This window comes from Erythrobacter sp. S43 (genome assembly GCF_057364955.1).
The window spans coordinates 136,396-157,626 of sequence record NZ_CP200285.1 but is presented as its reverse complement, the minus strand read 5'-3'; the positions used below and the strand labels follow the sequence as shown (position 1 = coordinate 157,626).

The window sequence follows — 21,231 nt, the reverse complement described above, 5'->3', positions numbered from 1 at the left end:
AGGCGCTCAGTTCACTTCGCGCAATGCGTCTTGAACGATAGCGTCAAATCGCGCGATCCCGCCTTCGAGCGTGCCGAGCGTCAATTCCTTGATTGCACCGCTTTCCAGTCCTTGTTGGCCCAGTTCTGCGGCGCGGAAGTCCTCACTTGCAAAAACTCCGCCGTCGAGCAGGTCCCAACTGCGCTCCCAATGATCGCGGGCTTTTTCGGTTTTCGGTTCCTCGGGAATGAGCATGAAATCCTCGACCAGCGTGAGATTGTGAGCCTGTGGCATCAAAACCATAACATTCACATAGTCGGGGCTGGGCACAATCACGGTGCCGACGAGAAGCTGATAAGCAAAGGTCACCACGCGGCGCATTGCATCCATATCGGTCAGATCGATCCCGTCCATCTCTTCAAGCCGCCCAACGGCAGAACGCAGATGCGGCCCGATGTTATCACCGCTGGTGATGCCATCCTTGAAGAACGGTCCGATGGTTTGCGCATGCAGACGGGTGACATGGTAGCTTTCCAGGAACGCATCCATGATCAGCTTCCAATTCCCTTTGACCGTGTGAGTCTTGCGGCGGAAGAGATAGGACTGGTCCATACCGAAGGCGGTGAAATCTTCGCCCAGCCGTTTAGCATCGGAGAAGTCCGCACCTTGCTCGGGAGCAAACCAGATCAGGCCGCCTGCCTCACACGAAGGTAGCTCGATCAACCCGAACTCGCCCTTATCCATGCCAGGAAATGTCTCAGGGCGGGGCAAAGCGAGCAGCTTGCCATCAAGGCGATAAGTCCAGGCATGATACGGGCACACTAAGCGTTTGGCGCATTGCACATCGTCGCCTTCTACCAATCGGGTCCCGCGATGGCGGCACACGTTGAGGAACACATGCGCTTGGCCTTCGGCATCGCGGGTGATGAGCAGTGGGCGACCGGTCGCATCATGCGGAACCGCCATTCCCGCTTCTGGCAAAAGAGCGGATGGAGCAAGCACTTGCGGTAGCCGGTCAAACAAGGCGGCTTTCTCGCGCGCGAAGTGCTTCTGGTCGGTGTAGCGATTGGCCGGCACGCTGCCGATTACATCGGTTTCGCGCTTTTCTCCGCGCCGGATCGCCTCAGCCAACGCCAATTGGCTGTCGCTTGGCCGCAATCCGGTGCTTTGCCCCCGCTTTTGTGTTGAGCTTGCGTTCATGTGCTCTTCCCTTAACTCCCTTACGCGCTAATCTGGCACAAATTGGCGCGCGCGCAAATGCGCGAAGGCCCAAGGGAGAATTCATGACCGACGTCGCTCTGAACGAACAATCGCGGGTCTCGCGCTGGATGACTTTGTTCGGCTCGCTAACCCAGCCGAAGACGGGGTATATGTTCGTCTTCGGCTTTGCGTCGGGCCTGCCATACGCTCTGCTGCTGGGCACGCTTTATGCGTGGCTGAGCGATGCCGAGGTCGACGTGGAGACTATGGGTGTCTTCTCGCTAATCGGGCTGGCTTACGCATTCAAATTCTTGTGGTCGCCTGCGCTCGACCGGATCGATGTTCCGGTGCTCTCACGGCTGGGCAAGCGCAAGCAGTGGATCGTGACGGCGCAGCTCTTGCTCGGCGCGATCCTTGTCATCCTCTCGATGCTCAACCCGCTGACCTCGCTCGGCTGGTTTTCGTTGCTTGCCGGTATGGGAGCCTTCGCCAGCGCCACGCAGGACGTGGTGATCGACGCATGGCGCGTGGACGTCGCGGATGAAAAAGCGACGCTCGATATCCTCTCTGCAGTGTTCCAGATGGGATACCGCATCGCAGCGCTGGTAGGTGGCGCGGTTGCCTTGTTCATGGCGGAGAGGCTTGGCTGGCCTACTGTTTATGCCAGCATGGGCGGCATTCTCCTGGCCGTCGGTTTTCTTGGACTCTTCGCGCCCGATGCGCAGCGTAGCGAAGAAGTGATCGCCGCCGAGCGCACAAACCTTGGAGAATTGCGGCAGCCTGGTCAGCTCAATCCTAAGCTACGAGGTTGGGCATTGGGTGCCGTTGGTCTGCTGTGGGGCTGGGCGTTGATCACTGTTCTGGTGTTCATGGTCCGCTCGCTCAATTCGGACCCAGATGCGCGACCTGACTCGACCGCTTTCGTCAGCCAGATGGGGCCTTTGATTGTGATCGCGACCGTGGTGATCCCTGGCATAATCGCCGCATGGCTTGAGGCGATGCGGAAGAAAGGGCGCTATGTGCTGACCGAAGCGGCACAATCTCGGGGCGGCTTGGATAACTTTGTCGACCACGGTTACCGCGCTCTTATCCTGCCGCTGGCAGAGATCATCGGGCGACTGAAATGGGCAGCAATCCTCGTGATTGCTCTCGTTCTGATTTACCGCATCACAGACTCGATTTGGGGTAGTTTTGCCTATCCATTCTATCTGGGTGAGCTTGAATACACGAAGGATGAAGTGGCGATTGCATCCAAATTCTTCGGCGTAGGGGCCATCATTCTGGGCCTCGCACTTGGCGCTGCCTTGATGACGCTGATCGGCCGGATGATGACCCTGACCTTGGGCGCACTTCTCGCGGCTCTGACCAACCTGCTTTACGCTGACCTCGCCTTGGGCGGTTCACGCATGCAGGCGGTGAGCGATACGATTGGCTTCACTTGGTTGGCAGGATTGTTCGGTGCGGATGATCGCTTGTCCAAGCTCATGGTCACCATCGGCATGGAGAACCTTGCCGTCGGGATCGCAGGGGCAGCGTTTGTCGCCTACCTCTCAAGCATTGTGTCCAAGCAATACAGTGCAGTGCAATTCGCTTTGCTGTCGTCGCTTACGATGCTTGTCGGCACGCTTGGTCGTCCGGCGCTTGGGCAGTTGATTGAGGAGCGAGGCTATTACGACGTTTTCATCCTCACCACCTTGATCGGGATGATTGCGGTGGTCCTTTGCCTTGTCGAATGGGTGCGTCAGGCACGTCTGGGCGAGAAAGGTGCAGGCATCGTAACCGGTGAAGTGCAGCCGGCCGAATAGGCGCTAGTCTGGTATCTCGTCGTTGAGCTTGAGAACTTCGCCCGCGAGGTAGAGCGAGCCCCCGATCAGGATCGGGTAATCGTCGCTTGGGATGTTGAGCAGCGCGTCCTCAAGGTTGTCCGCCGCCCGTGCATTTGGGCCAAAAGCTTCAGCCGAGTGGCACGGATGGCCGGGCACCGGAACGACTGTAAGGCTGCGCACGCGGCCGCCCAATGGATTGAGCAGAGCGCGTGGGTCTTTGCCCTCTATCATGCCAAGAATGAGGTGGATATCGTGCTCGAAGAAGTCGGCGATGACTTTACCTGCGCTGGGATTGTGTCCGCCGTCTAGCCAGACCGTTTGATCGGAAACTAAGGAAGTCAGTGGGCCGTCAGAGAGGCGTTGCATCCGAGCGTGCCAACTGGCTGTTCTCAAGCCCTTCGCAATCGCTTCCTTGTCGACCTGAACCATGCGTTGCACACGCAGCATCGCGATCGCTAGGCCAGCGTTATGCGCCTGATGCTTGCCGGGCATAGTAGGACCAGGAAATGAGAGCTGTTCTTCCGGGCTGTCCCAGTAGAACCCCAACTCGCTGGGAGTATCTCTCTTCCACGAATTCCAATCAATCCCGAATGGCCAGCAGTCTGTTTCGACCTGATTGACGACGTCTCGGATCGCTGCCTGAGCGCTTTCTGGATACAGCCTGCCCAACGTCACCAACGGCACCCCCGGCTTCGCAATACCCGCTTTTTCGAACGCGATTCGTGCCATCGGGTCTTCAGGTACGCCTTCCTCTGGCGCCAAGAGGAACCTCTCGTGGTCCAGCCCCAGCGCTGCTATTCCGCAAGCGGCAAGCACGTCAGGCTCCAGCACATTGGTCGCATCGAGCCTGCCGCCAAGCCCCACTTCGACCACGCAAGCATCGGCGGGGACGCGGGCGAACTCGGTGAAGGCGGCGGCGATGGTGATCTCGAAGAAGCTGCATCCCAGCCCCTCGGCGGCGTCGAACACTTCCTCTAGCAGCGCCGCGAGGCGTTCGTCCTCGATCAGCTTGCCGGCCACTCGAATACGCTCGTTGTAGCGTACAAGATGCGGCGATGTGGTCACGTGGACGGTGTAGCCTTGCGCTTCCAGCATCGCGCGCAGGAAGGCGCAGGTGGAGCCTTTGCCGTTGGTGCCCGCGACATGGAACACAGGTGGCAGTCGCTTCTGCGGATCACCCAGCCGCCTCAGCAATTCTCGAATATTGTCGAGCCCAAGCGTCCCCTGGGGCAGGCTCAATGCGTTCAATCGGTCCAACTGCGCCTGAACGCGCGGGTCGTCTGACCGACCAACGTCATGCATGGGGTTTAAGCGGCCTTTTGTGGCTGGAGATAGGCCAGCACATTGGCGAGCGTCTCTTTCAGCTCGTGACGGGAAACGACCATATCAACCATGCCGTGCTTATGCAGATATTCGGCGCGCTGGAAGCCCTCGGGCAATTGCTCGCGGATCGTGTCCTGAATGACGCGCTGGCCCGCAAAGCCGATCAACGCGCCCGGTTCGGCGATATGGACATCACCCAGCATCGCATAGCTCGCCGTAACACCGCCCGTGGTCGGATCGGTGAGCACGACGATATAGGGCAAGCCGGCTTCTTTCAGGCGACGCGTCATCACGGTCGCCCGTGGCATCTGCATAAGGCTCAGGATGCCTTCCTGCATCCGCGCACCGCCAGCTGCGGTCACCACGACATAGGCAGCCTTGCGGGCGAGGGCGCGTTCGGCACCGGCGCAGAACGCCATACCCACGGCCATGCCCATCGAACCGCCCATAAAGGTGAAGTCCTGCACCCCGACAACGGCTGGCCGGCCATCAATGTGGCCGGAACCAACCACAAACGCGTCTTCATGCGGGCTCTTCGCTCGCGCAGCGCTCAGGCGGTCAGTGTATTTCTTGCTGTCTTTGAACTTGAGCGGGTCTTGCGTCACCTGCGGCTGGGGCAGCAGGTCAAAACCCTCATCCAGTAGCAGCTTCAGACGCGCATCGGCGCCGATGCGGCCATGATGGTTGCACTTGTGACAAACCGACTTGTTCTCTTCATACTCGGCAACGAACAGCATTTCCTGACAGTTCGGGCACTTGATCCAGAGATCCTTCTCGGTGCTCTTCTTCTCTTCGCCAAAGCCGAGCGAATTGCGGACGCGGTTGAACCAGCTCATGTGTTTGATCCCTTCATGGCGTTGACCATGCTTGATGTGAGCTCTTGTAGCTTGGCCGGAGCCTCTGCGCCATACTCGCCCACCAGATCGACGAAGGCAGAGCCAACGACGACGCCATCGGCGACCTTGGCAATATCGGCGGCCTGTTCCGGCGTGCGCACGCCAAAGCCGACCGCGACAGGCAGGTCGGTTGCGGCTTTGAGCCTACCGACAGCGTCTTCAATCGAGCCAGCGGCGGCCTGTTGCAAACCGGTGATCCCGGCGACTGAGACGTAGTAGAGGAACCCGTCCGACCCTTCGAGCACTTGCGGCAGGCGCGCGGCGTCTGTCGTCGGCGTGGCGAGGCGGATTGGTGCAATGCCAGCCTCGCGCAGTGCAGGGCCAAGCTCAGCATCTTCTTCGGGCGGAATGTCGACGCAGATCACGCCGTCAACGCCCGCGCCCTTTGCCGCATTGGCGAACCACTCAGCTCCGCGACGGATCATGGGATTGGCGTATCCCATCAACACCAAAGGCACATCAGGGTGGCGCTGACGGAAGTCGTAGGCGGTTTGGAGCACGTCTGCAGTGGTCGTGCCAGCACCCAGCGAACGCAGGTTAGCACTCTGGATCGCGGGACCGTCCGCCATCGGATCCGTGAACGGCATGCCCAACTCGATCACATCGGCGCCGCCCGCAACCAGCGCATCGAGGTTCACCGCGGTGTCCCCATCGCCAGCTGTGATGAAGGCGACAAACGCGGGGTTGGGCTTCGCAAAGGCGGCGGTAAGGCGATTAGAGGTGTTCATACTAAGGGAGCCGGAGCTGAATGCTGATACACTTGAAACACAGTCCTGAGGTTGGAATCGTTGGGGGTTATCGGCAGGGTTGTCATGCGGCGCTTTTTGCATTGAATGAGGGGTGTAGGACAGGGGTTGGTGATTACTGGCCCCGCCCCAATCGCGAAGAGAATGAGAATATGATCTTCAATACACTCAAAGCAATCAACCCAAGTAATGGGAGTATTAGCAGCGGGAATGTTCCGGTCGAGGGATCGGCATGGCATAGAGTGAAGAACTTGCTGCTCGGGTCATTTTCCGGACAATGCATGTAGTGCAAGATACCGGAAACGAGGATCGAGAGACCGGCGATCCCATAAAGAAGTATAGCCAGTATCATACCGTAACCGCTGAGAATCCTGATCACTGCATTTTTCGGTTCTCGAAGGTGCCAAAAGTCGGCGATGTGCCAAATGATCGCTGGCACCGCCATGATCATTAGAACGATGAAATGGCTCATCGTCGTCCAATAGGAATATAATTCTCGGTCGTCCCAGCCCATCGGGTAATCCTGATCTGCGTAAAACAGGTCGTGCGAAAGCAGGAGGACGAACTGCGCCATAAACAAGACACAGATTGTAACGAACACTCTCAGAAATCTAGTCTGATTGTCGTTGGTCACAGGCTCAAATCTCCACCCCGAGCTTTTCGGCCACGGTGAAGATGTCCTTATCCCCGCGTCCGCACAGGTTCATGAGGATGATCTGGTCCTCGCTCATTTCCTTGGCGCGTTCGGCGACAGCGGCGATGGCGTGGGAGGGCTCCAGCGCGGGGATGATCCCTTCGGTGCGGCAGAGCAGTTGGAATGCGTCCAAAGCCTCGTTGTCGGTGACGGCCGTGTATTCGACGCGGCCCGACTCTTTCAGCCATGCGTGCTCGGGACCGATACCGGGATAGTCGAGGCCGGCGCTGATCGAGTGGCCTTCGGTGATCTGGCCGTCCTCGTCCTGCAGCAGATAGGTCTTGTTGCCGTGGAGCACGCCGGGTGTTCCGCCAAGGAGACTGGCGGCGTGTTCATCGCCATCAAGGCCGTGGCCCGCCGCTTCGACACCGAGCAGCTTGACTTCGGGATCATCGAGGAACGGGTGGAACAGTCCCAGCGCGTTGGATCCGCCGCCGATACAGGCGACCGCGAGGTCGGGTAGGCGACCCACACGCGCCAGCATTTGCGCGCGCGCTTCCATGCCGATCACGCTTTGGAAATTGCGGACCAGCTCCGGGTAAGGGTGGGGGCCTGCCGCGGTGCCGATGATGTAGAAGGTGTCATGAACATTCGCGACCCAGTCGCGCAGCCCTTCGTTCATGGCGTCTTTAAGCGTAGCGCCGCCGCTGGTGACGGGGACGACTTCCGCGCCGAGCAGCTTCATGCGGAAGACGTTGGGCGATTGCCGCTTCACGTCCTCGGCGCCCATATAGATTACGCAAGGCAGGCCAAAGCGCGCGCACACAGTCGCAGTCGCAACACCGTGCTGGCCTGCGCCGGTTTCCGCGATGATGCGGGTCTTGCCCATGCGCTTCGCGAGCAGGATCTGGCCGATGCAATTGTTGATCTTGTGCGCGCCGGTGTGATTGAGCTCGTCGCGCTTGAACCACACCTGTGCGCCGCCCAGCGCCTCGGTCAGGCGTTCGGCGAAATAGAGCGGGGAAGGGCGGCCAACATAGTGCTCCATCAGATCGTCGAATTCGCGCTGGAATTCGGGATCGGCCTGTGCCGCGCGATATTCGCGCTCCAGATCAAGGATCAGCGGCATCAGTGTTTCGGCGACATAGCGTCCGCCGAACTGGCCGAAATGCCCGCGTTCATCGGGGCCGTTGCGGAAAGAATTGGGTTGTTTGTTCATCAGGGGGTCTCTGCTCTGAGCGCCGCTTCGCAGAAGGCAACGATCTTGTCCACGTCCTTAACGCCAGGGGCGCTTTCCAGACCAGACGATGCATCGACGAGTTTTGTTCCGGTGGTCCGGATCGCGTCGGCGACATTGTCTGCGGTCAGGCCACCTGCAAGGCCCCACGGGACCGGATGGTCATGGGACTTGAGCAGGCTCCAATCGAAGCCGACACCGTTGCCGCCCGGCAGTGCACCGTCGGCTTGCGGAGGAGGGGCATCGAACAACAGTCGATCCACCGCGCCTTCAAACCGGCGAGATTTCTCAAGGGTTTCGGTGCTGCGCACACCAATGGCACGCCATGTTTCAACTCCGGTCTTATCCCGCCACATCTTGAGCCATTCAGGCGTTTCCTTGCCATGAAACTGGATCACGTCCGGCTTCACCAGATCAATTGCCGTTCCGATGGTCGCGGGTTCGGCGTTGACCAGCAAGAGAACGGTTTTGACCCGCTTGGGAACTTGTGCGCGCAGCTCAGCTGCCTGCTCCAGCGACACGTGCCGCGGACTCTTGGCAAAGTGCACCAGCCCCACATGCGTCGCCCCCGCCGCAATGGCCGCATGGACCATCTCAGCGCTGGATAGTCCGCAAATCTTGATCTGGGTCTCGCTGCTCATCGTTTGTGCTTGATTCTCTTTCCTAAAAGCTCTGATCTATGGGTCGCGTGATAAGCGCAAGAAAGGGCTTTTGCCATGTTGGGTCGTATTCTGTTTTCTATGCTCGCTGTCATCGGTATCGCCGCGTGCAATCCGATTGAAGTGCTGGATGATGCCTCTGCCGAAATCGACGCGTTTCATCAATCGTGGAACGACACAAATCTCGATGCGATCTGGGACAGCACCGATCCCGAATTCAGGAATCTGGTTGGCCGCGAGCGGACCGACCTGATGGTAGGGGACTTCCGCGAGATATTGGGCGAGGTCAAATCATCAGAACAGGTGAAGTTTGACATCAACACAGACGGTGCGGGCACCATTGTAGTGGTGGTGATGCAGACCCAATTCACGAGCGGTGAGGCGGAGGAGACGTTCGCTTACCGCAAACGCGGTGAAGGGATGCGACTGCTGCACTACTTCGTGCGAAGCGATGCGCTGGCCGATTACGATTGGTCAAAACTGGAAGGCGAGGGCTTTGTAGTCGATTATAGCGACCAACCCGCAGAGGCGCAGGCGGCGGAGTAGTTTACAGCGTCGCCTCAATCGCCCTTGCTGCTACCTCTGGATCGTCTGCCCGGCTGATGGGGCGGCCAATCACCAGGACGCTGGCGCCGTTGTCGCGGGCGGCGCGGGGGGTGACGACGCGTTTCTGATCGCCGGTGCCGCTGCCATTGGGGCGCAGGCCAGGGACGACGAAATAGCCGTCTTTCCATTGCTGATGGACTTTGCCGACTTCGTGACCAGAACATACGATGCCGTCGAGTCCAGATGCGTGGGCCAGTTCGGCAAGGCGCATCACCTGCGTTTCCGCGCTGCCATAAACGCCGGTCGCAGTCAGATCGCTTGAGTCCATGCTGGTGAGGGTGGTGACGGCCACGACTTTGCAACCATCGGCTGCTGCGGCCTTGGCATCTTCCATCATTGCGCGTCCGCCGCTCGCGTGGACGGTCACAATCTTGGGCTCGTAGACATGGATCGCCATCATCGCGCTGGCGACCGTGTTGGGAATGTCGTGAAACTTGAGATCGAGAAAGATCGGCAGGCCCAGATGCGCGATCTCGTGGACGCCGTGCCCGCCATGCGCGCAGAAGAACTCGAGACCCAGCTTTACCCCGCCGATATGCGCTTTGACTTTTTCAAGCAGTGCTTTCGCCGGCTCGATCTGTGGCACATCGAGGGCGAGGAAAACCGGGTTGCTCACTGCGCGTCCTTTTCGGTCAGTTTCGTCGCGGTGCTGAGAAGATCGTCGTTCTGTGGTTCTTCGGCTGATTGCGGCTCGATTGGTGCCGGTGTTGCCTCTTCTTTGCGCTGTGCCGCCAAAGCGCTCGATTTGATCGAGTTCTCGAGGCTGCGGATGCGGCGCCCGAGGCTCCATTTCACGCTTCGGTTGTATGCCCACATCGGCAGCACACCCAGAAGCCAGAAGACCAGTGCAATGACGCCCACTGGCCAGTTGAACACCATAGCGTCGCTTGAGGTTGGCCAGATGATCACATCATGCTTCTCGCCATAATTGATCATGACGAAGGCCACGACGAACGCGGTCAGAAGCACCCAACCCAGAGTTTTTAGAATTTGCATGAGCTAAGCTCACCTCCCTCGCGACCCGATGGACTTGTAACCTAGGCGGTTTGACCCGTGAGTCTAGCTTGCAGATCAGCCGAATACGCGGTCGAACACAGTATCCACATGCTTGAAGTGGTAAGCGAGGTCGAATTTCTCTTCGAGTTCGTTCTCGCTGAGCGCGGCCGTGACGTCGCTGTCGGCTTTGAGCAGGTCGAGCAGCGAGAGCGTGCCATTCGATTCCCAGACCTTCATCGCGTTGCGCTGGACAAGGCGATAGGCATCATCGCGGGTAATGCCGGCTTGGGTGAGGGCAAGCAGGACGCGCTGCGAATGGACAAGACCGCCCATTGCATCGAGGTTCGCCTGCATGCGCTCCGGATAAACGAGGAGCTTGTCGACCACACCGGTCAGACGTGCGAGGGCGAAATCAAGGGTAACGGTGGCATCGGGGCCGATGAAACGCTCGACCGACGAGTGCGAGATATCCCGCTCGTGCCACAGCGCCACGTTTTCCAGTGCGGGAAGGGCATAAGCGCGGATCATGCGGGCCTGACCGGTCAGGTTTTCGGTCAGGATCGGGTTGCGCTTATGCGGCATTGCGCTCGAACCCTTTTGCCCCGGCGCGAAATATTCTTCCGCTTCCAAAACCTCGGTGCGCTGCAAGTGGCGGATCTCCACAGCGAGCCGTTCAATCGAAGATGCGATCACTGCGAGCGTCGAGAAGAACATGGCGTGGCGGTCGCGCGGGATCACCTGGGTCGAAACTGGCTCGATCGTGAGTCCAAGTTGTTCGGCAACATAGGCTTCGACCGAAGGGTCAATATTGGCGAAGGTCCCCACCGCACCGGATATTGCACAAGTGGCGATTTCCTTGCGGGCGGCCTTGAGTCGCTCAAGATTACGTTCGAACTCCACATAGGCCTGCGCCAGCTTCAATCCGAAAGTTGTCGGCTCGGCATGAATGCCGTGGCTGCGACCAATGGTCGGTGTGAACTTATGTTCTTCAGCTCGGCGTTTGAGCGCGGCGAGAAGCGCCTCGAGATCTTCGATCAGAATTGCAGAAGCGCGGTCCAACTGCACCGCAAGCGTGGTGTCGAGCACATCCGAGCTCGTCATACCCTGATGCATAAATCGCGCTTCGGGGCCCACTTGCTCAGCTACCCAGTCGAGAAAGGCGATGACATCGTGCTTGAGCACCGCTTCCTTTGCGTCAATCGCCGCAACGTCGATCCCCGGATCGGTCTTCCACCAATCCCACAGCGCTTTTGCCCCGCTCTCGGGCACCACACCCAGATCGGCGAGCTTTTGCGTCGCGTGGGCCTCGATCAGGAACCAGATTTCGTACTTGCACTCTGGTTCCCAGATGGCGGACATATCGGGGCGGGCATAGCGCGGGACCATTGCAGGTGATTCCTTAGACGGTGGGACAATTTGTCTTGGGCGGCTATTGCCCGCAGGGCAGATTGGCAAGGGCGGGGTGGTGACTCTCCACTATGCGTTCTGCTGTTTGTAACTCTTGGGGCAAGTCTGCGAACCAGCGGGCAGGAGGACATCGCGACAATGACAGGCACAACCGCAGAATCGGTGCGCAGCGGACGCACGCGAGCTGCGCGTGTGGGAGGGCTGCTTGGACGCGCAACCAAATGGTACCTGGGAAGCGGTGAGTTCTTCTGGGGCTTTACCGACGTTGTTATCCGCTTTTACGTCGCGGTGTATTTCCTCAGCTCCGGCATCGTGAAGGCGCTGGATTGGCAAACGGCGGTGCTGCTGGCGAGTGAGGAATATCCGGTTTCATGGTTGGCGCCCGTGCCTGCGGCGGCATTGGGTCTCTCGGTTGAACTGATTGCTGCTTCGCTGTTTCTCGTCGGACTTGTGACCCGTCCGGCAGCCGCCGCGATGGCTGCGCTGACGATCATCAGCCAGATCGTCTACATCCCGACCACGAGCAACCTGTTGGTCGCCGCAATTCTGGTTTGGTATGTCTTGGGCGGTGCAGGCCGCTATTCGATCGATCACATAGTCGCCAACCGCGCAAATGTGACCGGCGGTTCACTCTCGCGGCGCGTTGTCCTTGTCGGGGCATGGCTGCGCGAGAACGCGGCACCCGTGTTAATGGCACTGACGCGAGATCTGGTTGGGCCTAACACTGCTCGTCTATGCTGAGGTTTTCGAGCCATCCATTGCGGTACGCACATGGTTGCCGACCACGATCTTTATGGGCTTTCCCGTTTGGCTAGCGGTCATTTGCGCCGCACTGGTGTTTGCCGGTTTCGCCGCCAGTCCGGTTTCTTATCTGCTCACCATCCTGATCGGCGCTTTGATGATCGCAGGCGCTCATCCTAATGTAACGCTTTTCCCGTTTCTCTATCTCTCGATCTACGAGGCGAAGGGGGCGGGGGTCTTTGCCGTCGATGGCGCGGTACAGCGATGGCTAAAACGTCGGAAGTCGAAGATGAAGCCTGTGTCAGATCAACCCCTTAGCGCGTAGGCTGACATGCCCTTCGCGTCCAACGATAACGTGATCGTGGACGGTGATGCCCAGCAAACGCCCGGCCTCGGCGATTCGCTTGGTGATCTGGATATCGGCCCGCGAAGGCTCGGGGCTGCCACTTGGGTGGTTATGGACAAGGATCAGCGCGGTAGCGCCTAGGTCCATGGCGCGTCGGATGACCTCGCGCGGATGGATCGTTGCCTCATCAATGGAGCCGTCGCCAACATGATGATCGTCAATCAAGCAATTCTTAGTGTCGAGATACAGAACTCTAACCCGCTCAACGGTCAGGTGCGCCATATCGATGGCCAGATAGTCGATAAGTGACTGCCACGAGCTAAGCACCGGTTTCTGTGACACTTCGCTGCGCGCCATTCTTCGTGCCGCAATCGAGACACTTTTGAGCGCTGCGGCGCTGATCTTTCCTACGCCTTTGACTTGCTGAAGCGCCGCTGGATCGGCGTTAAGAACACCGGCCAGCGAGCCAAATTGCTTGATCAGCGCCTTGGCCGTGGGCTTCGTGTCCCCCTGCTTGATCGAGGCAAACAGCAGGTATTCGAGCACTTCATAGTCGGCGAGCGCCTCTGCCCCACCTTTTAGCAACCGCTCACGCAGCCTCTCGCGATGGCCTTTGCCCGCCGCCTTTGACGATTCCGATGATGAATCCTGCGCAGGATTTCTTGCGGTTTCGGCAACTGAGCCAAAATCGAAGCTGTCATTGTCTTGCGGCAAAGTCGCCCCCGATTTGCACCATTCGGAACATTCTTTGCCTCTTCAATGTGATAGACGCAAGAAAACCCGCTCTCGTGGTGCTATTTCGGGCGAATATGACCCCAGCTACTCGCTTGGCCCATCCCCTGTATGCTATGGCGGCGCCGGGTTAGTCGCGGCAAAGTCCATCCATCGTGTTGACTTGGGTTTTGCCCCCTTCTAAGGGGGCGGCGCCCTTGGCGGGCACTTCTTTGCGCGTGCCTTGCAGCCCATTCACAGGAGGCAGGTATGAGCGACGAAAAACCCGCACGGGAACCCATCGCCGAGGATGCGCGGATCGATGCGCTCGAGGAGCGGCTAAAAGCTGCACGCGAGCGTGAAGATGAGCGTAACAGGCCAAAGGTAAAGGGAGCCGACGCGAATTACCGCGCAGGCAACCGTGTACTGGCGGATTTGCTCGGTGGGATTCTCGGAGGATGTGTGATCGGCTTTGCGTTTGACGCGATCGTCGGGACCACGCCCTGGGGTCTGTTGGTTGGTCTGTTCTTCGGGATAGGCGTTGCCTTCAGGAACATTTTTCGTGCGGCGAACACGGGCTCACAAAACCCTGAATAGGGTTGGGCGCGTTTCATAACTAGGTATCAAGGACCGACAGATCGTGGCAGCCGAAGAAGGCAAAGTCGATCCGATGAAGCAATTCCAGATCGAGCCATTGTTTGGCTCGGAAACCTGGGCGATTGCTGACGGCTTCAACATCGCATTCACCAATTCCGCCCTCTGGATGGCGATCACTACAGTATTGCTGTGGGTGTTTGTCGCTGGCGGCATGAAGCGCGAGCTTGTGCCCGGACGCTGGCAGATGGCGGTAGAGAGCTTCACTGGCTTCATCGACGATATGCTGGAAGCAAACGTGGGCAAAGAAGGGCGCAAATATGTGCCTTACATCTTCAGCCTGTTCATGTTCATCCTGTTCGCCAACCTCCTCGGCCTGCTGCCGATCGGCGTGCTGGGCCTCCACCCGTTCACGTTTACCAGCCACTTCACCGTCACCGGCGTGCTGGCTGTGATCAGCTTCTCGATTGTCCTAGTAGTCGGCTTCTGGAAGCACGGCATCAAGTTCTTCACGCTGTTCGTACCGCATGGCACCCCGGCGCCGATGGTCCTGCCGATCGCGTTGATCGAGTTCTTCTCGTTCCTGATCCGCCCGTTTAGCCTCGCGCTGCGTCTGTTCGTTGCCATGATGGCGGGACACGTTCTGCTTAAGGTTCTTTCGAGCTTTGTCATCGACGGCATCAACGCAGGCGCTGGCATTGGTGTTCTCGTCAGCCTGCCGAGTTTCGCCCTGATGGTCGCCATCAGCGCGCTCGAAATTCTGGTGGCCGGCATTCAGGCTTACGTTTTCGCACTGCTCACGTCGCTCTACATCAACGACGCCGAGCATCTTCACTAAGTTTCACAACTACCCTTTCCAACTTATTCGATTTTCCAAGGAGTTTTTAAAATGGAAGCAGAAGCAGCAAAGCTCGTCGGCGCAGGCCTCGCAGCAATCGGTGCCGGCATGGCCGCCATCGGCGTGGGTAACGTCTTTGGTTCGTTCCTTGAAAGCGCACTGCGCAACCCAGGTGCCGCAGACGGCCAGCAGGGTCGCCTGTTCATCGGCTTCGCCGCTGCCGAACTTCTCGGCCTGCTGGCGTTCGTCGTCGCGATGATCCTGATCTTCGTCGCCTAATCATTTGTGATGCGGGCCGTTCGGCAATTGCGCCGGGTGGCCCGTATTCATTCTTACCAACGCTAACCTCGGGCCCGTTTCATGCCTCAGATAGCCCAGCTCCAAGAGTTCTGGTCCAGCCAGGTTTTCTGGACACTCGTATTCTTCGCGATTGCGTTTTTCGTGATCGGCCGCGGGATGGTGCCCAAAGTTATGGGAACCGTTGACCTGCGCGACAAACAGATCGCTGACGATCTCGCCGCGGCTCAGGCTGCGCGCGATGCGGCGGACGATCAGGAAGAAGCATGGCGCGAGCGTGAGAACGAGAACCGTGCCAAGGCACAGGGTCTAATCGCTGATGCCAAAGCCAAAGCGGCGGCGACGTCCGAGAAGAAGCTGACTGCGGCGCAAAAGCGGCTCGATACCAAACTCGCTAAGGCGGAAGAGGAAATCGCAGCAGCTCGCGCCAGCGCGATGACCGAAGTTGAAGGTGTTGCTGCCGAGGCGACACAAGACATCGTCTCGCGCCTTGCCGGTGCCAAGATTGACAAGCGGACCGCCCGCGCGGCCGTGAAGAAAGCGCTCGCCAATGGGTAACATTCTCACCCTTCTCGCATCGGATGCGGACGGCAAGGCTGCGCCAGCGGCTTTCGGTATTCAGGATTATCAGTGGGTGTCGATAGCGATGCTCGTACTGATTGCGGTGTTCATCTGGAAGAAGGTGCCCGGCCTGATCACCGGCGGCCTCGACAAGAAAATCGCCGAGATCAAGCAGCAGCTTGATGAAGCCAAGTCGCTGCGCGCAGAAGCTGAACAGCTTCGCGACGAGTATGCGGCAAAGATCGCTGGCGCCGAAAAGGACGCCGAAAAGATGATGGAAGGCGCAAAGCGTGAAGCTGACGCTATCCTCGAAAAAGCCGCAGCAGACAGCGAGGCCATGGTCGCGCGTCGTAAGCGTATGGCTGAAGACAAGATCGCCGCTGCAGAACGCGATGCTGTCGCCGAAGTGCGCGCCAATGCGGTCGAGGCAGCAGCGGTTGCCTCGCGCAAGTTGATCGCAGAGAAGCACTCTGATGAGGCCGACAAGGCCCTTGCCGACGAAGTGATCGCGTCGCTCTAAAGACAGTTTTCCGTTTGGACAGGGGGAAGGGCGGTCCATCGGGCCGCCTTTCTTTTGCGCGCCTATTTCCCGGGCTCGAACAGGACTTTGCCGACCAGCTCGCGGTCTGCCATCGCCTCAAATCCCTCACGCCAGCGCGAAAGGGGAATGGTGCGGTCGATGGCGGGGGATATACGCCCGGCCTCGGCAAGCTTGGCGATTTCCGCGCTGATCGCGCGGCCTCGCTCCGGAAAGCGCCGGGCATACTCGCCTGCGCGCAGGCCGACGATCGAGAAGCCCTTGATGAGAGGGATATTGGTTGCGACCTCGGCGATCCGACCGCTGGTAAAACCGACCACGATCAGCTTGCCAGCAAAACTCACGCATCGGGTCGATTCGTCGAACACATCCCCGCCGACTGGATCGAACACTATGTCACACAGAGCTCCGTTGGTGATCTCGCTGACCTGCTCACGAAAACGGCCTTCGGAGACGACCACGACATCTGGCTGATAAAGCGCAGCAATCCGCTTACGCTTTGCCTCGACACCTGTAGCTGCGATCACCTTGGCACCCAAAGCCTTGGCGATATCCACCGCGGCAAGCCCAACGCCGCCGCTTGCGCCATGAACAAGCACCCATTGGCCAGCCTTTAGTCCACCAAGCTCAACGAGGCCGGTGTAGGCAGTCGAGTAGGCCGCGCCCATCGCGGCACCCTGAGCATACGAGAAGCCTTCAGGAACAGGCGACAGTGCTCGCGCAGGGAGGCTGGCGTATTCGGCAAAGGCTCCGGTCTTGTTGCCACCCATAACGCGATCACCCGCCGCGAAACTGCTATCGGGGTCGGCCTCTAGCACCTCGCCTGCGCATTCAAGGCCGCTGGTGAAGGGCGCTTCCGGTTTGAACTGATATTCCCCGCGCGTCATCAGCAAGTCGGGAAAGTTTAACGAAGCGGCGCGCACATGCACCAAAACCTCACCGCTCGCGCGCTCTGGTAGGGGCATATCGACCAGTGCGACGCCGCTCAGGTCGTCTGACAGCCTCTCAACACGAAGGGCCTGCATGATCGCTTAGAAATTGTCCTTGGCAGCACGCAGCGCAGCGAAGGTCTCGTGCGGGGCGGTGCCGCCCCATTTTGCCATCATCGCCGGATCGTCTGCCCGCAGGAACGGGTTGGTCTCCAACTCACGCTTGAGCACAGTCGGGACCGTCGGTTCGCCGCGTTCACGCTTTGCATCGATCTCGGCCGCGTAGGCCTGCAATGCGGTGTTTTCTGGATCAGCATGCAAGGCAAAGGCTGCGTTCGCTTGGGTGTATTCATGCGCACAATAAAGAGTGGTCTCGGTGGGCATCCGCTTGATGCGGTCCAGACTATCCCAAAACTGCTTTGGCTCGCCTTCAAACATCCGGCCACAGCCCAATGCAAACACTGCATCACCAACGAAAGCGATGCCTTCTTCAACGACGTGAAACGCAATGTGGCCATTTGTATGGCCCGACACATCGATCACTTGCGCCTGATGCTCGCCCAAACTGACAGTGTCGCCATGGGCCACTACGTGGTCGATGGGGAACTTACCTTCGACCTCGGCAGGACCGGTGATCGAGCAGCCTGTTGCATCCTTGATCGCCTCGTTCCCTCCGGCGTGATCGGGATGCCAATGCGTGTTCCAGATATGCGTGATCGTCCAGCCCTTGGCCTCGGCCTGACGCAGATATTCCTTCGCATCCGGCGTATCGATGGCCGCAGTTTCTCTGGTCACAGAATTATGGAGGAGAAAGCCGTAATTGTCTGAAAGGCAGGGGAATTGATGGACGGTGAGCATGGTTCTACCTTTCAGATACAGTCATTTAGCGAACGAACACGTCAACGCGCTGGTTCCCTGCACTGTCTTGCAGAATATCCACGCGAACGCGAACGTCTCCATTCATTAGCCGTTGCGATGCGCTGGCGTCGATCTTGCCCCGGGCGACCATTCGCTCCATCGCAGCACGGTTCTTGGCAGAGCCGAAGAACTGGTCTTTCTGATCACCGGGCTGGGATATGCTGTAGCGGTGAACATTTGCGCGATCCTGGCGAAGCACTTGCCATGGCGCGGTAAGACGGTTGCCGTTGCTGTTCAACAGATCAGCCTGACCGATATAGGCGGTGTACGAACCAATCGGCTTCATTTGCCCTGATGACGTGTTCTTGATCGAACTATCGGATTTCGCCGCCGAAGCAGGCTCTGCTTCGATGGCTTTGGTTTCGGTCGCCGTGGCGTCTGGCTTGGCTTCCTCACTGGCCTTTTCGGCCTCCAGCTGAGCGACCCGTTCTTCGAGCATCTTGTTGCGTTCGTCCGCGCGGATTTCTTCTTCCGACGGGCCACTGTTGCAAGCCGTCAATGCGCCAAAGGCCAAAGCTCCGACAAGTTTCTTCACGATAAAGTCTCCCCCATAAGTCGCCTCGGAAGGTCTAAGTTGTATTGCTGAATTAGAAAAGGCCCGCCTGCATCGCTGCAAGCGGGCCTTTCTGATTGCCGTATTGGCGTTTGGCTTATTCGTCGCCCTTCTTGAGCGCTTCGCCAAGGATGTCGCCGAGCGATGCGCCGCTGTCGGACGAACCGAACTGTGCAACCGCTTCCTTCTCTTCGGCGATCTGACGCGCCTTGATTGAGAAGTTTGGCTTCTTCGAGCGATCGAAACCGGTGACCATCGCGTCGACTTTCGCGCCAACCTGGAAGCGGTCAGGACGCTGTTCGTCACGGTCGCGGCCAAGGTCGCTGCGCTTAATGAAGCCGGTCGCGCCATCGTCGCCAACCTGAACTTCGAGGCCGCCATCCCGAACTTCGAGAACGGTGACAGTGACGGTCTGGTTTTTCTTGAGCGAGCCAGCTGCTGCTGCGCCTGCTTCGGTCGGAGCGCCTTTTTCAAGCTGCTTCATGCCGAGGCTGATGCGTTCTTTCTCAACATCGACGTCGAGAACGACAGCTTTGACCTGCTCACCCTTGCGGTGCAGAGCCAGCGCGTCTTCGCCCGAGATGCCCCATGCGATGTCCGACATGTGGACCATGCCGTCGACATCGCCGTCGAGACCAATGAACAGACCGAATTCGGTGGCGTTCTTGACTTCGCCTTCGACTTCGGCGCCTACTGGGAATTTCTCGGCAAACTCGTCCCACGGATTGCGCTGAGCCTGCTTGAGACCGAGCGAGATACGACGCTTGTCGCTGTCGACTTCGAGAACCAAGACTTCGACTTCCTGCGAGGTCGAAACGATCTTGCCCGGGTGGACGTTCTTCTTGGTCCAGCTCATTTCGCTGACGTGGACCAGACCTTCGATGCCGGCTTCCAGTTCGACGAACGCACCGTATTCGGTGATGTTCGTGACGTGACCCGAAAGCTTGGCGCCAACCGGGTACTTGGCTGCAACACCATCCCATGGGTCGCTTTCAAGCTGCTTCATGCCGAGGCTGATGCGCTGCGTATCCTGATTGATGCGAACGATCTGCACGGTCACGGTCTGGCCGATTTCGATGATCTCGCTTGGGTGGTTAACGCGCTTGTAGCTCATGTCGGTGACGTGGAGCAGGCCGTCGATACCGCCGAGGTCAACGAAAGCACCGTAATCGGTGATGTTCTTGACGACACCGTCGATAACCTGGCCTTCGGCCAGCTTGTCGATCAGTTCGCTGCGCTGTTCGGCGCGGGTTTCTTCAAGAACGGCACGGCGCGAAACAACGATGTTGCCGCGACGACGGTCCATTTTGAGGATCTGAAACGGCTGCGGCACTTCCATCAGAGGAGTGACGTCGCGAACCGGACGGATATCGACCTGCGAACCGGGCAGGAACGCCACGGCGCCGTCGAGGTCGACCGTGAAGCCACCTTTGACGCGGCCGAAGATGCGGCCTTCGACGCGCTTGCCTTCGCCAAACTCGTTTTCGAGCTTGTCCCATGCGGCTTCGCGGCGCGCACGGTCACGGCTGAGCATCGCTTCGCCATCGGCGTTTTCGACGCGGTCAACGTAGACTTCGACTTCACCACCAACGGTGAGGCCGTGATCGTCTTCGTTTCGGCTGAATTCTTTGAGATTGACGCGGCCTTCGGATTTGAGGCCTACGTCGATGACAGCGTAACCGTTTTCGATTGCGGTCACGGTGCCTTTGACAACGCGGCCTTCGAAGCCGCCATCGGCTGCACCGCCGAGTTGTTCGTTAAGAAGCGCTTCGAAATCGTCGCGCGTAGGGTTGGGCGAAGTCGCCATAGGTGAGGGTTTCCTCGATTTGTTAGCTACCGGCCACCGGTTGTCCGGGGTCTTTACCGCCGCCTGACGCACCATTGCGCTGGCCTTGCGGGCAAGAGGCCGACATCTGCATGGGGCCGAATGCCACCGCACAGGTCCTGTCCATCCATCAGAATGTCCGAGAACGGGCGCGCGCCTAGTCCAAAGGCGGCGCAATAGCAAGCGAAATGGCGATGAGGCGGAGATGCATCCGATGGAATCGGAAATCAAACCAGGGGTTTAAGCATTTCTAAGGCTTATCATTCTAAGGCTCAAGTCGAAGTTTCTATGATCAAACACGATTCTAGGGGTGATATGATGAAGACCGTTAAGCTTGCTGTGACGCTCGGTTGCGCGACGATGTTGAGTGCATGTCTAGCCGGAGATCCGCACACTTTTACTGCAACGCCAGAGCAGATGGCAGATGCGATGATTGGCAAATCATCGACTTACATGCGCAAGCAATACAAGCACACGATGCGCGTGACAGGCGGTTCAGCCAAAGGCGTAAACGTTGCGCTTTCGGCTGATGGCGGACGCGTGACCAACTGTCGCATTCGTTTTGAAGCGGTTGATGAAAGCACCACCCGCATTGTTCCCGATTGCGGAAAGGCCAAATCGGCCATCGCCAAAAGCCGCGTTGATTTCACGAGAGTGAAAGTCCTTGAACAGGCGAAGCATATTCTCACTGGAGAGCCTGTTGACGTCGCGTTTCTTGAAAGCGCTCTGATGACCCACTCCATGAAGAATTTGCCTCAGATGCAAGGCGAAGCGCTCGCGATGGACCGTCAAATGCGTGAGATGCAGAAGGAATACTCGCAGAGCAAAAAGGAAACCGCACGTGCGGCAGAAGGCTGGGGTTCTGAGTAAG

25 protein-coding genes are annotated in these 21,231 nt (G+C 58.7%); 10 read left to right on the top strand and 15 right to left on the bottom strand.

Going from position 1 to position 21,231, the window contains the following annotated elements:
• Positions 1-6 precede the first annotated feature (6 nt).
• Positions 7-1,179, bottom strand: coding sequence for an aromatic ring-hydroxylating oxygenase subunit alpha (locus AC0V6K_RS00800; protein WP_472623830.1), 1,173 nt, complete (start codon positions 1,177-1,179; stop codon positions 7-9).
• Positions 1,180-1,307: 128 nt separating this feature from the next.
• Here AC0V6K_RS00800 and AC0V6K_RS00795 point away from each other — a divergent pair, with 128 nt between their 5' ends.
• Positions 1,308-2,984 (top strand): AmpG family muropeptide MFS transporter, encoded by a 1,677-nt coding sequence (locus tag AC0V6K_RS00795; RefSeq protein ID WP_472626193.1) that lies wholly within the window; start codon positions 1,308-1,310, stop codon positions 2,982-2,984.
• Positions 2,985-2,987: 3 nt separating this feature from the next.
• Here AC0V6K_RS00795 and AC0V6K_RS00790 read toward each other — a convergent pair whose 3' ends face one another.
• The 6 genes from AC0V6K_RS00790 to AC0V6K_RS00765 all read right to left on the bottom strand — a co-directional run bounded on the left by AC0V6K_RS00790 (position 2,988) and on the right by AC0V6K_RS00765 (position 8,482).
• The gene (locus tag AC0V6K_RS00790; protein ID WP_472623828.1) at positions 2,988-4,307 is read right to left on the bottom strand and encodes a bifunctional folylpolyglutamate synthase/dihydrofolate synthase; all 1,320 of its coding nucleotides are present in this window, start codon (positions 4,305-4,307) and stop codon (positions 2,988-2,990) included.
• Positions 4,308-4,312: 5 nt separating this feature from the next.
• Positions 4,313-5,164 carry an acetyl-CoA carboxylase, carboxyltransferase subunit beta gene (gene accD, locus AC0V6K_RS00785; RefSeq protein ID WP_472623826.1) on the bottom strand — a complete coding sequence of 284 codons (852 nt, stop codon included), beginning with the start codon at positions 5,162-5,164 and terminating at the stop codon, positions 4,313-4,315.
• Entirely contained in the window at positions 5,161-5,952 is a 792-nt protein-coding gene (gene trpA, locus AC0V6K_RS00780; RefSeq protein WP_472623824.1) for a tryptophan synthase subunit alpha, read from the bottom strand. The genes accD and trpA overlap by 4 nt, the downstream gene beginning before the upstream one ends.
• Positions 5,953-6,085: 133 nt before the next feature.
• Positions 6,086-6,544, bottom strand: coding sequence for a hypothetical protein (locus AC0V6K_RS00775; RefSeq protein WP_472623822.1), 459 nt, complete (start codon positions 6,542-6,544; stop codon positions 6,086-6,088).
• 64 nt (positions 6,545-6,608) lie between these two features.
• Positions 6,609-7,823, bottom strand: a complete 1,215-nt coding sequence (gene trpB / locus AC0V6K_RS00770; RefSeq protein ID WP_472623820.1) for a tryptophan synthase subunit beta — start codon at positions 7,821-7,823, stop codon at positions 6,609-6,611.
• Positions 7,823-8,482 carry a phosphoribosylanthranilate isomerase gene (locus AC0V6K_RS00765; RefSeq protein WP_472623818.1) on the bottom strand — a complete coding sequence of 220 codons (660 nt, stop codon included), beginning with the start codon at positions 8,480-8,482 and terminating at the stop codon, positions 7,823-7,825. Before AC0V6K_RS00765 ends, trpB begins: the two co-directional genes overlap by 1 nt.
• Positions 8,483-8,557: 75 nt before the next feature.
• Between AC0V6K_RS00765 and AC0V6K_RS00760 the strand changes: the two genes are divergently transcribed.
• Positions 8,558-9,046 carry a hypothetical protein gene (locus AC0V6K_RS00760; RefSeq protein WP_472623816.1) on the top strand — a complete coding sequence of 163 codons (489 nt, stop codon included), beginning with the start codon at positions 8,558-8,560 and terminating at the stop codon, positions 9,044-9,046.
• A gap of 1 nt (position 9,047) precedes the next feature.
• Here the strand turns inward: AC0V6K_RS00760 and pyrF are convergent, their stop codons facing one another.
• From pyrF to purB, 3 genes are all read right to left on the bottom strand, one after another.
• Positions 9,048-9,722, bottom strand: coding sequence for an orotidine-5'-phosphate decarboxylase (pyrF, locus tag AC0V6K_RS00755; protein ID WP_472623814.1), 675 nt, complete (start codon positions 9,720-9,722; stop codon positions 9,048-9,050).
• Complete coding sequence (locus tag AC0V6K_RS00750) at positions 9,719-10,102, bottom strand: LapA family protein (RefSeq protein ID WP_472623812.1); 384 nt, start codon at positions 10,100-10,102, stop codon at positions 9,719-9,721. Before AC0V6K_RS00750 ends, pyrF begins: the two co-directional genes overlap by 4 nt.
• 75 nt (positions 10,103-10,177) lie before the next feature.
• Positions 10,178-11,488 (bottom strand): adenylosuccinate lyase, encoded by a 1,311-nt coding sequence (gene purB / locus AC0V6K_RS00745; protein WP_472623810.1) that lies wholly within the window; start codon positions 11,486-11,488, stop codon positions 10,178-10,180.
• A 159-nt stretch (positions 11,489-11,647) separates the two neighbouring features.
• Between purB and AC0V6K_RS00740 the strand changes: the two genes are divergently transcribed.
• Together AC0V6K_RS00740 and AC0V6K_RS00735 are read left to right on the top strand one after the other, a co-directional pair.
• Positions 11,648-12,250, top strand: coding sequence for a DoxX family protein (locus AC0V6K_RS00740; protein ID WP_472623808.1), 603 nt, complete (start codon positions 11,648-11,650; stop codon positions 12,248-12,250).
• 52 nt (positions 12,251-12,302) lie between these two features.
• Positions 12,303-12,575, top strand: coding sequence for a hypothetical protein (locus AC0V6K_RS00735; protein WP_486172526.1), 273 nt, complete (start codon positions 12,303-12,305; stop codon positions 12,573-12,575).
• Here AC0V6K_RS00735 and radC read toward each other — a convergent pair.
• Positions 12,552-13,310 (bottom strand): RadC family protein, encoded by a 759-nt coding sequence (radC, locus tag AC0V6K_RS00730; RefSeq protein ID WP_472623804.1) that lies wholly within the window; start codon positions 13,308-13,310, stop codon positions 12,552-12,554. The two genes, AC0V6K_RS00735 and radC, sit on opposite strands and share 24 nt — an antisense overlap.
• A 267-nt stretch (positions 13,311-13,577) precedes the next feature.
• Here radC and AC0V6K_RS00725 point away from each other — a divergent pair, with 267 nt between their 5' ends.
• From AC0V6K_RS00725 to AC0V6K_RS00705, 5 genes are all read left to right on the top strand, one after another.
• A complete protein-coding gene (locus AC0V6K_RS00725; protein WP_472623802.1) occupies positions 13,578-13,904 on the top strand; it encodes an AtpZ/AtpI family protein in 327 nt (108 codons plus the stop codon).
• A 73-nt stretch (positions 13,905-13,977) separates the two neighbouring features.
• Complete coding sequence (locus AC0V6K_RS00720; RefSeq protein ID WP_472626191.1) at positions 13,978-14,739, top strand: F0F1 ATP synthase subunit A; 762 nt, start codon at positions 13,978-13,980, stop codon at positions 14,737-14,739.
• Positions 14,740-14,790: 51 nt separating this feature from the next.
• Positions 14,791-15,018, top strand: a complete 228-nt coding sequence (locus AC0V6K_RS00715; protein WP_027442220.1) for a F0F1 ATP synthase subunit C — start codon at positions 14,791-14,793, stop codon at positions 15,016-15,018.
• 81 nt (positions 15,019-15,099) lie between these two features.
• Entirely contained in the window at positions 15,100-15,594 is a 495-nt protein-coding gene (locus tag AC0V6K_RS00710; RefSeq protein ID WP_472623799.1) for a F0F1 ATP synthase subunit B family protein, read from the top strand.
• Positions 15,587-16,117, top strand: a complete 531-nt coding sequence (locus AC0V6K_RS00705; protein WP_472623797.1) for a F0F1 ATP synthase subunit B family protein — start codon at positions 15,587-15,589, stop codon at positions 16,115-16,117. The genes AC0V6K_RS00710 and AC0V6K_RS00705 overlap by 8 nt, the downstream gene beginning before the upstream one ends.
• A gap of 62 nt (positions 16,118-16,179) precedes the next feature.
• Here the strand turns inward: AC0V6K_RS00705 and AC0V6K_RS00700 are convergent, their stop codons facing one another.
• From AC0V6K_RS00700 to rpsA, 4 genes are all read right to left on the bottom strand, one after another.
• The gene (locus tag AC0V6K_RS00700; RefSeq protein WP_472623795.1) at positions 16,180-17,160 is read right to left on the bottom strand and encodes an NADPH:quinone oxidoreductase family protein; all 981 of its coding nucleotides are present in this window, start codon (positions 17,158-17,160) and stop codon (positions 16,180-16,182) included.
• Positions 17,161-17,166: 6 nt separating this feature from the next.
• Complete coding sequence (gene gloB / locus AC0V6K_RS00695; protein ID WP_472623793.1) at positions 17,167-17,922, bottom strand: hydroxyacylglutathione hydrolase; 756 nt, start codon at positions 17,920-17,922, stop codon at positions 17,167-17,169.
• 25 nt (positions 17,923-17,947) lie between these two features.
• The gene (locus AC0V6K_RS00690; protein WP_472623791.1) at positions 17,948-18,517 is read right to left on the bottom strand and encodes a hypothetical protein; all 570 of its coding nucleotides are present in this window, start codon (positions 18,515-18,517) and stop codon (positions 17,948-17,950) included.
• Positions 18,518-18,632: 115 nt separating this feature from the next.
• Positions 18,633-20,342, bottom strand: a complete 1,710-nt coding sequence (gene rpsA, locus AC0V6K_RS00685) for a 30S ribosomal protein S1 (protein WP_472623789.1) — start codon at positions 20,340-20,342, stop codon at positions 18,633-18,635.
• 333 nt (positions 20,343-20,675) lie between these two features.
• Between rpsA and AC0V6K_RS00680 the strand changes: the two genes are divergently transcribed.
• Positions 20,676-21,230, top strand: coding sequence for a hypothetical protein (locus tag AC0V6K_RS00680; RefSeq protein ID WP_472623787.1), 555 nt, complete (start codon positions 20,676-20,678; stop codon positions 21,228-21,230).
• Position 21,231: the final 1 nt, after the last annotated feature.